At 50.9% G+C, this 13621-nt stretch carries 13 protein-coding genes; all 13 read right to left on the bottom strand.

Annotated features, from left to right (window positions below; genetic code table 11):
- Window positions 1-563: 563 nt before the first annotated feature.
- On the bottom strand, window positions 564-1904 hold the full coding sequence (gene glmM / locus LOS79_RS28510) for a phosphoglucosamine mutase (RefSeq protein WP_315414131.1): 1341 nt from the start codon (window positions 1902-1904) through the stop codon (window positions 564-566).
- Window positions 1905-2015: 111 nt separating this feature from the next.
- Complete coding sequence (locus LOS79_RS28505) at window positions 2016-3464, bottom strand: CdaR family protein (protein ID WP_315414130.1); 1449 nt, start codon at window positions 3462-3464, stop codon at window positions 2016-2018.
- Complete coding sequence (gene cdaA / locus LOS79_RS28500) at window positions 3457-4287, bottom strand: diadenylate cyclase CdaA (RefSeq protein ID WP_315414129.1); 831 nt, start codon at window positions 4285-4287, stop codon at window positions 3457-3459. Before cdaA ends, LOS79_RS28505 begins: the two co-directional genes overlap by 8 nt.
- 208 nt (window positions 4288-4495) lie before the next feature.
- Window positions 4496-5110, bottom strand: coding sequence for a zf-HC2 domain-containing protein (locus LOS79_RS28495; protein WP_315414128.1), 615 nt, complete (start codon window positions 5108-5110; stop codon window positions 4496-4498).
- Between the two features lie 121 nt (window positions 5111-5231).
- Entirely contained in the window at window positions 5232-5798 is a 567-nt protein-coding gene (gene sigW, locus LOS79_RS28490; RefSeq protein WP_315414126.1) for an RNA polymerase sigma factor SigW, read from the bottom strand.
- A gap of 607 nt (window positions 5799-6405) precedes the next feature.
- Window positions 6406-9198, bottom strand: coding sequence for a phosphoenolpyruvate carboxylase (gene ppc, locus LOS79_RS28485; protein WP_315414124.1), 2793 nt, complete (start codon window positions 9196-9198; stop codon window positions 6406-6408).
- Window positions 9199-9538: 340 nt separating this feature from the next.
- Window positions 9539-10237: a M15 family metallopeptidase gene (locus LOS79_RS28480; protein WP_315414122.1), complete on the bottom strand. Its 699-nt coding sequence runs from the start codon at window positions 10235-10237 to the stop codon at window positions 9539-9541.
- A complete protein-coding gene (locus tag LOS79_RS28475) occupies window positions 10203-10601 on the bottom strand; it encodes a hypothetical protein (protein WP_315414121.1) in 399 nt (132 codons plus the stop codon). The genes LOS79_RS28480 and LOS79_RS28475 overlap by 35 nt, the downstream gene beginning before the upstream one ends.
- A complete protein-coding gene (locus LOS79_RS28470) occupies window positions 10588-10785 on the bottom strand; it encodes a hypothetical protein (protein ID WP_315414120.1) in 198 nt (65 codons plus the stop codon). The genes LOS79_RS28475 and LOS79_RS28470 overlap by 14 nt, the downstream gene beginning before the upstream one ends.
- 1 nt (window position 10786) lies before the next feature.
- The gene (locus tag LOS79_RS28465; protein ID WP_315414118.1) at window positions 10787-11101 is read right to left on the bottom strand and encodes a hypothetical protein; all 315 of its coding nucleotides are present in this window, start codon (window positions 11099-11101) and stop codon (window positions 10787-10789) included.
- 92 nt (window positions 11102-11193) lie between these two features.
- A complete protein-coding gene (locus LOS79_RS28460) occupies window positions 11194-11325 on the bottom strand; it encodes a CD1375 family protein (RefSeq protein ID WP_315414116.1) in 132 nt (43 codons plus the stop codon).
- A 57-nt stretch (window positions 11326-11382) separates the two neighbouring features.
- Entirely contained in the window at window positions 11383-11856 is a 474-nt protein-coding gene (locus LOS79_RS28455; RefSeq protein ID WP_315414115.1) for an XkdW family protein, read from the bottom strand.
- 16 nt (window positions 11857-11872) lie between these two features.
- On the bottom strand, window positions 11873-13612 hold the full coding sequence (locus tag LOS79_RS28450) for a hypothetical protein (RefSeq protein WP_315414113.1): 1740 nt from the start codon (window positions 13610-13612) through the stop codon (window positions 11873-11875).
- Window positions 13613-13621 lie beyond the last annotated feature (9 nt).

The following is a 13621-nucleotide window of genomic DNA, read 5'->3' as shown; positions in this document are numbered from 1 at the left end:
CGTGCCGTGCGGCATGTTTTTGAAGAAAAGCAAATATGATGTTGTCTTTACAGCGCAACACTATAACCTGTAGTCATGACAATGCACAGTCTTCTCTTCTGCCGTGGCAGATCTTATCTGTGTTGCTTATCCTATGCGCATACCCATGATTTATACATTTCTATTTGCACCCACAGGAGCGTTGTGTGAGAGGTCGCCCTCGCATTTTCCGCTTCCATTTACGGCTCTGGTGCATCACCGGGAGGTCCCCGCCGAACATTTCGAACACCTCCACCTCGTCAGCTTACATCTGCCGTGATCCGTTCAGGCCGCTCTGCCCCGTTGGCAGCTAACGGTCTTCCCTTCTCCCCCGCGCAAGATCAAGCTCTGGCGCTTGCATTACGTTAACCTTACTATCCCCGCTTTCCTTCTGGAATGACACTTAGTCTATTATATGCACCTTACATCGTTTTGGCAATGATACGGCGAAGAAAACCTTTTTCATCCATTTCATTAATTTCAGCCGGTGAACGAATCGTATCCCATCCGCCCCCCGGCTGCCATTCATGCTCTATAACGAGTATTTATACCAGCTCACGCTGAACAACTTCAACAATCTGCCCTACAAAAAGATCCAGCTCAGCCTTATCCGGCCCTTCCGCCATTACGCGGATCAGCGGTTCGGTTCCGGATGGACGCACCAGTACACGGCCGTTGTCGCCGAGCTTGCCTTCCACTTCCAGAATCGCAGCTTCAATCGCCGGATTGTTCGGATAATTGGTTTTGTCCTGTACACGTACATTCACGAGCACCTGCGGATATTTGGTCATCATCGACTTCAGCACACTTAGTTTCTTACCGGAAGTCTTCATCGTATTGACCAGTTGAATCGCCGTCAGAATGCCGTCGCCTGTAGTATTGTAATCGAGGAAAATAACATGACCGGACTGTTCTCCGCCCAAATTATAGCCGCCGCGGCGCATTTCTTCCATCACATAGCGGTCACCGACTGCCGTCTTCGCCGTATTCAGCGACAATTTCTCTGTAGCCTTATAGAATCCGATATTGCTCATTACGGTCGAGACAATCGTCCCGTCGTTAAGCTTACCGGCACGGTTCATGGCATCGCCGCAAATGCAGAGAATGAAGTCACCGTCAACCTCGTCCCCGTTATTATCAATGGCAATCAGGCGGTCAGCATCCCCGTCAAAAGCAAGTCCCAGATCCGCCCCGTGGCGCAGCACTTCTGCACGCAAGGTCTCCGGGTGTGTGGAGCCAAAGCCGTCATTAATGTTAAGGCCGTCCGGCTCTGCCCCTATCGCGATTACTTCTGCGCCCAGTTCTCTGAACAGCCGCGGTGCCAGCTCATAAGCTGCGCCATGCGCACAGTCCAGTACAACCTTAATGCCCTTAAAGTCCTGATCAATTGTCGTCTTCAAGTACTCCAGGTACAGATATTTCGCATCATTATCTACCCGCAGTGTACCAAGTCCCGCTCCGACCGGACGCGGCAGCTCATCCACCTCAGCATCCATCAGCTCTTCAATCCGCAGCTCAGTTTCGTCCGTCAGCTTGAAGCCGTCTCCGCCGAAAAATTTAATGCCGTTATCTTCCACCGGATTATGCGAAGCGGAGATCATAACCCCGGCATCCGCCTTCAGCAATCTTGTAATGTAAGCCACCGCTGGTGTGCTTACTACACCAATCCGGATTACATCTGCGCCGATGGACAATAATCCGGCAACCAGTGCCGATTCCAGCAGCGGACCGGAAATCCGCGTATCCATACCAATGACTACTTTAGGCTTTTCCACATTGCCTGCCAGTACATATCCCCCGCAGCGTCCAATGCTGTAGGCCATTTCTGCCGTCAATTCACGGTTGGCGACTCCGCGTACACCGTCTGTTCCGAAATACTTACCCATTATAGTTCTCCTTTTAATACGCTGCTTCAGCTTAATAAATTATAGTATGAATGATTCTTTATTGCGTGTATGTGAGTTGCATAATAAATAGACTGCTTTCCGGAGAAAAAGTTACGTTCCGCCCGTACTCCCGTTATTGCTCCCGCCTGCTGCCGGTGTAGCTGTATTCTCCGGCGTATGCACTGGAGGAGTCGGGCTCGGCTCTACAGGCTCGCCCGTATGAGCAGGAGAGGGCTCTACAGGCGTCTCCTCACCGGATGCAGGTTCAGCACTGGGCTCCGGAGTAGAAGCGTTTGTAGCATCGCCCGCTTCGGCAGAAGCCTCCGGCGTAGCCGGAACGAGCAGCTCTACCCGGACACTAAGCTGCTGTGTTCCACTCTTAAGTGCAATGAACCTGGGGAGTGAAACCTGCAGCGGAATGTCATGAATCCCTGCCGCAAACCCGCCCACATCGGCCACAATGCTGACATTATCCTGATCAAGCTGATCCAGCAGAGTAGGTGCTCCGGTTAAGGTCAGATCTACAGAGGCACTCACCGGCTCCAGTATAACAGCCGTCAGCCCGCTGCCTACACCCGTAAGCTTGACAGGCACCGCCGAAAGCGTCCGTTCGGCAATTTCTGCTGACGAGACGGAGACATTCATCTCTGCCGGCTCTATTTTCCCTGTACCCTCCGGCGGCTTCAGGGCAAGCTTCACCTGCTCGGTACCGGCGGCTGCAATCGGGCTTAAGTCAAGCACCGCATCATAAGAGGACAGGTTCTGCAGAATCTCTTTGCTCCCGTAGACCGTAACTGTGTCCTGATCCGGCGTCACCCGGGAGAGGACAAGTGAACCCGGCAGACTGCCGGTGAAGCTGATATTCAGCGGCAATGTTTTGGAAGGAAGGGAGACCGGCACCTGTACAGCCGCTGTAGAAGGCGTAATCACCGCCTCCTTCAGTTCATTCCCCTCGCTGTCATAAGCGTAGAGCTTCAGCTTCTTGTCACTAAACGGCTCCTTCTCACCATCCAGCTCGACATTCCCCTGCACCTTCGCCACCCGCCCCAGCTCGCTTGCCGGAAGAGTGACCTCGGCTTCAAGCGGTTCGATGACCGGCGCCCCTACTTCATAGCCTTCTGCCGGCGCTCCTGTAATATTCAGTGAAACCGGGAACGCTTTGGTTGTCCGCAGCTCAATATGCACATTCACCTGATTCGGAACCATATCATCCAAAGTCACGCCACTTGGAGTCGAATACATCAGCGGAAGGGTATTATCCCCCGGCTTAACCTCGCTGAGGTCCAGCCACACCCGGTATGCATCAGAGAATTTATAGGTCAGATCGGACTTTTTCCCCCTGACCTCCATTCTCACGTTATCCACATCCTTGGTCATCACATATAAATCACTGTCGAGGCCTTCGACCTCCACTTTAACATTCTCAATAGTCTTAGATTCGCTGTTTACGGTAGTCTGACTGGCAGGTGCGGTATCCACATGGACAATCGTCCACAGAATTATGCCAAGGGCAAGGGCAAGAATTTTATTGAAGTTATTGTTCTTCATCCATTTATCCATTGCTCTTACCCCCTCTCCGTTTCCAGAAAGCGGAACTTTTTTCCATCAGAGGTGAACTTGCACTCAGCTCCTGGTGCAGCTTGGAGATCAGCGACTCCTCTTTGATATCCCGGACAATTTGTCCATTTATCGCCAGGGAGATCTGCCCGGTCTCTTCGGAGACGACCACAGATACAGAGTCAGCCACTTCACTGATCCCGATGGCTGCACGGTGCCGCGTCCCCAGCTCTTTACTGATGAACGGATTCTCCGAGAGCGGCAGGTAGCAGGCGGCGGCAGCAATCTGGCTCCCCTGCATAATCAGCGCCCCGTCATGCAGCGGGGTATTGGGGATAAAAATGTTGATCAGCAGTTCCGAGCTTACCTCAGAACGCATGGCTATACCGGATTCGGTATATTCGTTAAGCCCGGTGGACCGTTCGAAGACGATCAATGCCCCGATTTTGCGGACGGCCAAATAATTCACCGCTTTAATCACTTCGCCGATTAATTTGCTGATCTCCTCATCCGTCTCCGCATTCCGGCCGAAGAATTTGCCCCGGCCCAGCTGCTCCAGCCCCCTGCGCAGCTCCGGCTGAAAAATAATAAAGATCGCAAATACCCCAAAGGTAAACATCTGGTTCATCAGCCACTTCAGCGTGTACAAATCCAGCAGTGTACTGCCGCCCCAGATGACGACCAGTACCAGAATCCCTTTCAGGAGCTGAACGGCCCGTGTCCCGCGCACCATATTGAGCACATGGTAGATAATATAACTGACAATCAGAATATCGACTATATCTTTAATGGCTTCTTTCCATGTTAGGTCGGTAAAATAGCTCATGGCCGAAAACCCCTTCATTTCAAATTAACTGGGTTTATGTAAATTGTCTGTAAGCTCCATATCATATCTAGGTTATAACGTTCAGGCTCCGGTTGCAAGTTTCGTACCGCTTAAATTGATGAACCTGTGCATACAGGCAACAAAAAAGCGCCATCTTTCCGGAAAAAGAGGCGCAAATGAGTTTTCTGCTACAAGCGACCAACATCAGCTATCGGTAGGCAACTTCAGAGAACATGTTCGTCACTTTATACCAGAGCCAGCTTACCGCTTGGTCTATGCTTTTGACTTGCCCGGAAATATGGGCGGTTGAAGCCTGGTACAGCGAGCCGTCGATGACCGTTACATTGCCATTGACTTCCCCGTACACTTGCGTTTTACCGTTCTCCACCGTCAGATCGCCGGAAATGATTTTGCCGGAAGGTACGATTACCGTATCTCCTTTGATTACAACCTGATCAAGGTCAGTCCCTCTGACCACAAGCTGTCTATCCTGATTCCAAAAAGTAACCGAGCTCATCAGCATCACGAGAATGAACACGGAAGCCGCAGTAAGCGCGGGATGCCGCTTGATCCAGGTGATTATTGCTCTTTCCTTCTTGGGTTTCGGCAATGAATCCATAATCCGGCCTACTAGATCATCCGAGGCAACGGGTGTCTGGTGCATCAGGGAAAACATCAGCATATCGGTCTGTTCCAATTCTTTGAACTTCGCACGGCAATCCGTACAGGATAGAAGATGCTCCTTCAATTCCCTCTGCTGCAGTTCGGGCAAGTCGTCATCCAGGTAGTCATGCATCATAGAGACGGCCAGTTTGCATTCCATAGGAGCCAATCCTTTCATGAGTGCTTATTTAATTATTTCAGGCATAGGAACAGGACACGTAAGACTTGCACAACTTACATACGTCACTGCCCTTAAGATGTTTCATAAAAAATAATCTATTTTACATTTTAGGCCCTAATTTTTTACGTAAAAATTCACGTCCGCGGTGTACACGGGTTTTGATCGTCGTAACAGGCATATCCAGCACATCGCTGATCTCCTGTAGCGACAGATCCTGCAGGTACCGCAGTATCATCACCGACCGGTATTTCACAGGCAGGCTGTCAATGGCTTCATAGATCAGGCTCTGCGTCTCCGAGAGCAGCAGTTCTGTCTCCGGAGTCACATTATCGCTCGGGATCATGGAATACCCATCGATTCCCTCCTGATCATTCATCTCTGCATCCAGCGAATAGGTCGGGCGCCGCTTGCGCAGACGGTCAATGCAGAGGTTCGTGCCAATCCGGTAGATCCAGGTTGAGAACTTCTGTTTATCATCATACCGGTCCAAATTTCTGTACACGCGCAAAAAAGTCTCCTGAACAATATCTTCAGCCTCATGGCGATTATTCAGCATGCGGTAAGCCAAATGAAATATTTTGTCTTTATATAGTTCCACAAGCTCGGCAAATGCCCTTTGATCACCCTTTAAGGCGAGCTTTGTCAATCTGCCTTCCAGATTCTCCACCTGTTAACTCCCCCAGACTTGCCGCCCTTGGTTTTCCGAAAATCCACGGTACAAGCTCTTAAATCGTAATTCAAGTTCTTCCAAAAATCAAGGGATGTATTGTTACCTTCTATATATATTGTACTTTATTTGGGTGGAAAAAATGGCTGATTGGTCGCGGACTGCGCAGTAGCGGACCTTACCGGGAGGCTGATTAGTTGCGGACTGCGCGGAACATTTGGACTTCCGGCCGCTGTTATTGTCAGATTTCCTGATTGGAACCGCAGTCTGCGGTGGAAATCTGACAATAAAGGCGGACGCTGCCGCTCCTACAGTTCCAAATTTCCGCTCCGCCGTCTCCATCAGCCAGGTGACCCCCTCTTTGTTGCCCAAAGTAAATCTCAGGCAACAATGGGGTAGGGCAAAGAGCGTGAAGCTGCTGTATCCGGCAGCTTCTGCTTCGGTACTGCTACTTGCCGGGTCACAGCTCCCGGGCTCGTTTGCAACACAAAAACCCCGTCCATCCTCGTGTTAAGAGGGGACGGGGTTCGGAAGCGGCTGTGCCGGCTTCAAAGATCAAGCACCTAAAGATTAAAGCGGCTGCGCCGACTTTGAACCATTTATTGCATCAGCCGGTATTCCGCAGTCCTGCGGCAATACCGTTGATAGTAAGCAGCACCTCACGCAGCAGCTCGGCGTCATCACCTTCAGCATCGCGCAGCGCACGAAGCTCGGCAAGGAGCTGAACCTGCAGGTAGCTGAGCGGATCAACATACGGGTTACGCAGGCGGATCGACTCCTGAATGACCGGAACGTTATCCAGGATGTCCTGCTGGCCGGTGATTTTGAGAATCAGCTCAGAGGTCAGCTTGAACTCGGCTTCAATCTGGCCGAAGATCCGCTGGCGTGCTTCTTCGTTCTTGCCCATACCGGCATATTCCTTGGCGATAACGAGATCAGCCTTGGCGATTGCCATCTGGAGCGTATCAATTAAGGTTGTGAAGAACGAGAAGTTGGCATACATATGCTGCATAATCTTCAGGTTCTCTTCCTTATCTTCGTAGAAGCTCTGCAGGCCCGTTCCGGCTGCATACCAGGCCGGCAGCAAGTAACGGCTCTGCGTCCAGGCGAAGACCCAAGGGATGGCACGCAGATCCTCGAAGCGTTCGCTATTCTTACGCTTCGAAGGGCGTGAACCAATATTCAGCTCACCGACCTCAGGCAGCGGAGTGGATTCCTTGAAGTAGGTCAGGAAGTCCGGGTCACGGAAGATCAGATCCTGATATTTGTTCAGGGACACTTCAGAAATGCCGGCAATAATCTCATCCCACTTGGATTCATACAGATCGGCTTCCGGCGATTTGGCATGAATCGCTGCCGTAACCAGAGCAGAGGTTGCCTGTTCAAGACTGCGGTAAGCAATTCCTTTCATGGAGTACCGGGAGGAGATAACCTCGCCCTGCTCGGTAATCTTGATACCGCCGCCGATGGTTGAAGCCGGCTGCGCCAGAATACTGCGGTTCAGCGGCATACCGCCGCGTCCGAGTGCCCCACCGCGTCCGTGGAAGAACTTCAGCTTAATGCCGAATTCATCAGCCGTGGCTGTAATCTGCTTCAGCGCCACACGCAATTCCCAGTTCGCTGTCACCACGCCGCCGTCTTTGTTACTGTCCGAGTAACCAAGCATGATTTCCTGCAGATCATTCATCGCGCTAACCGCATCACGGTAGATCGGCATGCTGAGCAGTGTGTGCATAATCTGCGGAGCATCATGAAGGTCGTCAATCGTTTCGAACAGCGGCACAGCCTGCAAAGTGCAAACTACCGTACCGTCATTGTCTTTGCGGAACAGGCCGACTTCTTTCGAGAAGACCATAACCTCCAGAATATCACTCGCCGCTTCCGCCATACTGATCAGATAGCTGGTAATACACTGTTTGCCGTATTCCTCCTGCGCCTGGTAGATCGTCCGGTATACCGCAAGGCATTCCTCTGTACCCTCACTGTAAGACTGGTAAGGGGAGGTTAGCGGACGGGGATCATTCAGCAGCTTCTCAAGCAGGACAATCTTTTCGTTCTCCGGAAGCTTGGAGTAGTCCGGTGTAACATTCATCTTGGCCAGAATTTCGGTCATCGCATTCTCATGCTCCTGGCTGTGCTGGCGCACATCCAGCGTTGATGTATGGAAGCCGAACAGCTCGACCTGACGGATCAGCTTTTTAATATAAGTGTCGGCTACATAATCGGCATAGTGATGCCGCAGACTGCGGTCAATCACATTCAAATCATCTATAAATTGCTCTGGGGAGGAGTAGCGCTCCGGTGTACCTTTTTTATCATCGTCCAGAACATTCTGTGTCTTGGATATCATATAGCTGAGCTTAATCCGGTAAGGCTCGTTGTCATTGCGCCAAGCGTCCACCCGGTTCAGGTTGATGATCTCCCGGTCCTGCTCAATGGATTCCAGCAGTTCAGGCGTCACCTTAACGATGCTTGTACTAAAGCTCAGATACTGCATCAGCTCGCGCATAATCCGCTGATATTCACGGATAGCCAGCTTGCGCTGCAGGCGAAGGGTCTGCAGGGTTACCGCTGCAGTTACTGAAGGGTTACCGTCACGGTCGCCGCCAATCCACGAACCGAAACGCAAGTAGGTCGGCACATGCCAGTTCTGGCCCGGATAATACTTGCTTAGACATCGCTCAAGTTCCTGGTATACATCCGGCAGCACCTCAAAGATCGTCTCATGGAAATAATACATTCCATTCCGCACTTCATCGAGTACCGTAGGCTTGCGGTCACGCAATTCATCCGTCTGCCATAAGGTAATAACCTCATTCAGCAGCTTCTCACGCAGCTGTTCACGCTCACGGAACGTCAGTGTCGGGTTATCCAGCCCCATGACATCGTCGGAAATCCGTTTGTGGATATCGAGGATTGCACGGCGCATAGCTTCTGTAGGGTGAGCTGTCATGACAAGCTCCAGCGACAGGCCATTCATAATCTCATGAACATCCTCATGGGAGAAATCCCGCTCACGGAGCTCCTGAATCGCACTTTCGATTGATCCCGGCTGTACCGTCTCACCGGCAGAACGTTCGTAGTCGCGCTTGCGGCGGATCCGGTGATTCTGCTCGGCAATGTTCACCAGCTGAAAATAAATGGCAAAGGCCCGGATCACCTGATGGCGATTCTCCGGATCCAGTGAACTAATCAGCTCTTTAAATTCATTGTGCAGTTCAGGCAAAAACAGTGAGCGCAGCGATTTGCTGGTTTCCCGGATTTTCTCCACGATATCCAGCAGCTCGTTACCGCCTTGGTGTACCAAGACTTCGCCCAGTATGTTCCCCAGGAACCGTACGTCCCGCCGCAGCAGATTGTTGGAGTTGCTTTTGCTAACGGTAGTCGTAAGTTCGGTCATGCTGCTCCCCCCATCCTCTTCCGGATCAATGCTCTTAACATTGTCTATTTCAAAGCTTTCCCCATATCATACAATAAAACCTTCCGGAAATCTTCAACTTTATTGCGCGGTAAAGCAGTGCAGTAATTACGATTATACACCAATCCGGCTTTTTATACAGTCACAAAAAATTATGTATCTCTTCCTATTATAATGTCTGTTTTATTCGCAGTTCATGTAGTGAATATGTAAATTTATATAACGCATTCTATGCAAAAAAGCCGACTCCGCAGAGCCGGCCGTTACATATAGGTTATGTTTCTTTTCATCTCATTCTTTAAATCTTCTATTTCGTTCGATTCTAACGGGTTGTGGTAATTTCTACCGCTTTCGTTACCGGATCATAACCAACCTGTGCACCAAGCGCTTCGGCAATTACACGCACTGGAGCATACGTTACGCCGTTCTCCAGGATGCCTTCGGCAATCTTCACTCCATTCATCTTTACCATTGTGATGATGTCAGCTTTCACGCTGCTTCCCCCTCTACGGTTAACCCGTTCATATACCGCAGCTACTGCAGCCGCAGCCGGCTTCTCCCCTGCGCGGAGCGCAGCCAGCGGCAATCCAAAGCTCAGCTGGAAATGCGGATAATCTTTGAACGTCGTCCAGTCCCCGCCCCATTCGAAGCCAAGCTCTTTAGCCTGCTGCACGACTTCCAGCCAATCTGCGATACGGTCATTATCTCCGTCTCTATTCATATCCCACGATACATTCGAACCATCCGGGAGCAGCAGCGCAAAATCCACAGCGAGCCCGTAATTGTGATAGCTATAACCTCCGCGGGCATTGGTAACAATCGCTCCCGGCTTGGTGCGCCCCTGGGCGTAGAGCACCTCTTGCTCGGCACATGTCCGAAGCCCCTGGGTAATCAGAATGGGTACACCACAGGCAAAGGAGCGTTCGATCAGTGAATTGGCGGCAGCCAGCACTGCAGGATGAAGCCCGGATAACCGGGCAGCAGATTTATTCAGAACTTGAGGCAGAGTCAGTGTCGGCATGAGCAGACCTCCCTTTACGGTACTGGGATAACACCACGAACAGATCTTGCCTTTTCGTATACATCAGTACAGTAAGAATAATAAGTCCTGCTGTGGTGCCAATTTGGGCAACAACCCAGGCCTGCGTTTGCAAGGAGCTTAACACTGCGTCCGTTCCGGAAGAGCTGCTGAAGCTGATCCAGAAGGCAACCGCCATTTTAACCGTATAGGCTCCCAGGAAAAAAAATGCCGCCAGCATAAACAAACTGACTACGCGCGCTTTGAATCTTTTGCGGAAATACAAAAAAAGCGCAGCTATCAGCAGCAGCGCACAGATGAAGGATATCGAATAGGCCAGCAGCAGTATCATATCAGTGATGTTCATCTTTAGCCCCCCGGTCATAAATTAGAAACTCGGCAAACCCGTTGTTTCTGATCTCATCCTGAATCTCCTTGGAGAATTCCCTGTACCGCCGGATTGAGAGCGTGACTCCAACGCCCGCTTGCATCAGCTTCCGCTCCCGGTCCCGGTGGAGAGGAGATAACCGTTTGATCCACTTACTCAGCACGTTATCCCCTCCTGTCTTCTTCTTGTGTACTGCCAGCTGTTGCTCCGTTTGCGGTATGGTCGATTTTCAGCCTTTGCAGCACCTCGAGTGTCGGTGCCATGAAATCAGACCGCTCCTTGTCGAGGATATTCTGCAGCCGGTCCCGGTCCTCCTCGGCACGCTCCAGCAGCTCGCGCGGCACAAGATTTCCTTTGACAATTGACCGCAGCAGCACCAGAAAAATCAGCAGCAGAATCAGCGCAATAATATAAGCCAGTCCATACTTATCTGCCAGCGGCAGCAGCTTCTCCAGATTCGCGATGTCATTGCTGTTCATTACTTCACTCCCTTCCGTATTGGTCCAACAAGAAATGCCCCCGGATGGCCGGAGGCAAAATAAAAACGCCTTCGCGGGCGTTTGCAAGTTACCTATTCTTCTGCCGCGAGAGCTTCATTGCCCTTAACGGCTAAAATCTCTTTAACTGCCAATTTAAGTGTATTCGGTACTTCGGTATACTTGGTTTTGCCGAGAATCACTCGCTCTGCAAAAAATGCCGCCATTGTGTTCTCCCTCCCTTCTGGTTGCAGGATCAACTACCTATAAAGGAATGCCTAATATTATTGATAGACCTGCATTGCCATCTCCGCGATGATGTCTTCGATGAAATCTGCACGTTTGGAGAGCGCGTTATTCTGCGCCTTCAGCAGCATGTTTTCTTGTTGCAATTGCTCGATCTCAGTGAGCTCAGGCGGTTTATTGGCCTCCGCTTCTTGGTAAGCTTCCCAGGCTTCCTGCAGTTCGGCTTCACTTGGCTGCGGTTCCGGCAGGTTCCACACCGCGATATATGGACCTCGCTCAACAAGATCGTAATCCTCGCCCTCAGTCAGCAGGTTGTAGTCGATGCCGTAGCGGTAATGGACGCCTTCAGTAGATTCTTCGCCGGCTTCTGGCGGTTTGATCTCGTAGCGGACGCGGGCTTTTTCCTCGGCCCCTGGGCGCAGGATAGGCTCTGGGCCGTTGTCTTGGACGATGAAATCACGCATTGGGTTAACTTGTGGGTATAGGTGCATAATTGCTAATGCTATATTCATGGTCATCCCCCTCCTTTTATGCTATTTGAACAACTTCAAAGCCACTTACCGCTCCATCTCCGGGAATGATTGTTGTAGCAACGGTTGCGTATGCATAAAGCTCTACAAAATCTCCGGCATTCAGTTTTACGGCTCTTGCTCCTTGCGTATATGTGTTTCCGATAAAACCCGATGTTGAATATGAACCCAAATCTGCACCGCGACCGCCATTGATCCAAGCACTCAGAGTAACGGAAGTGCCTGCGGGAGTGCTGTTGACGGTATTTACAGAACCGGCAATCAGATAGATCCCCGCTTTTTTCGCAGTGAATCTGTATAAAGTAGTTGAGAAATCATTCTGTTGGTCGAAGATAACTCCGTTAAACTGGAGCTTTGTAAAGGTGCCACCTGTCAAACCATGACTATTATTAATCCATGCTCTAGCTGCACTACGACTTGACGTTGTATTATCTCCCCACGGGTTAACAACACCGCCACTGTTAGTTATGATTGTACTTCCACTAGAAGCATATTGGTCGACAACACCCGTAGGATGCGTGACTGTTTCACAACCGATATAAGACGATCTTATGGCTAGGACGCCGTAACCAGCATTACCTGTACCGCCTACATCGTTGACATATATGTTACTGGACCACGCCGCAACTATTCCGTTTGATCTATTCGAGTAAGAGCCGCCTTGTACACGCCCTGAACTAAAGGTAAATTCAACAGCATTCTGTGATGCGCCTGCTGTAGCCCAGCAAGTTGTAAGTATGACCTGTTGAGAATAAAGAGCTGCAAAGGCAGTGACGGCGTTAGATGTCCCTGTGAATCCGTTAGCTTCAAACCTGCCGATACATCTTGTAAATGTGATGGATTGTACATTAGTTTGACCGACAGCAGTGTTGCCCGCTTGCAAGGACACAAGGCCCACAAAATCATTTATGGCTACATTTTCAGCATAGGTTCCAGCCGCCACGTTTATAATCACCTGATGAATACACCTTGCCGGGAGCATGTTAACCGCCTTTTGAATCGTCTTAAAAGCCCCGCCCGCCGTATTTGCAAGCCCTGTATTGCTATCAGAGCCGTCTGTACGGACATAGTAGGTAATGTCTGCTGTAGTCTGCTGCGGCGTAGTCATCAAATTAGCTTTCGAATTAATCTGACCCTGCACTCCTGCTGACAATGTAAAGGCATTACTACCTGCCGGAGAGGTTACATCACCCGTTGCCGCCGGGAGACGCGCAGCGGAGAGAGTGCCGCTCGTCAAGTCCGCTGCGGAACGGGTCGGCAGATCAGCCAGTGATGCCCCGGTCTTGCTGAGCTTGCTCCAGGCAATGGCCGCAGCGCTGTTCACATCTGCATCGACGATTACCCCCGGTGCAATAGCAGTTACACCATCCCCTGTGCTGGTCACATCACCGGTATGATTAGGGTGTGTGTATACTGTGGCGTTCACTCCATTAATGGTAATAACACCATTGGCAGCAGAATTAGCCACTGCATTCGCCCCAGCCGCCACCCCGTCCAGCTTCGCTTTATCTGCTGCCGCCATCAGCCCTGCTGCTGCTGTAGTGGCAGCGGCAGTAGAGGCTTTGGCATTCCACGCCGTACGCTCAGCAGCAGTGATATGCTTGACTGCATCCGCAGTATGATCCTGTACCGCCTTAACGGCTGTATCCAGAATATCCATGTTGCCGTTCAAATCGGCAATATCTACAATATCTGTACCATCCGGCTTCTTCAGCCCCAAATTCCCTGTTGTCTTCATATCTCACAC

This window comes from Paenibacillus sp. MMS20-IR301, assembly GCF_032302195.1.
Lineage (GTDB): Bacteria > Bacillota > Bacilli > Paenibacillales > Paenibacillaceae > Paenibacillus_AQ.
The sequence above is the reverse complement of the archived record's forward strand: the minus strand, read 5'-3'. Positions and strand labels throughout refer to the sequence as shown.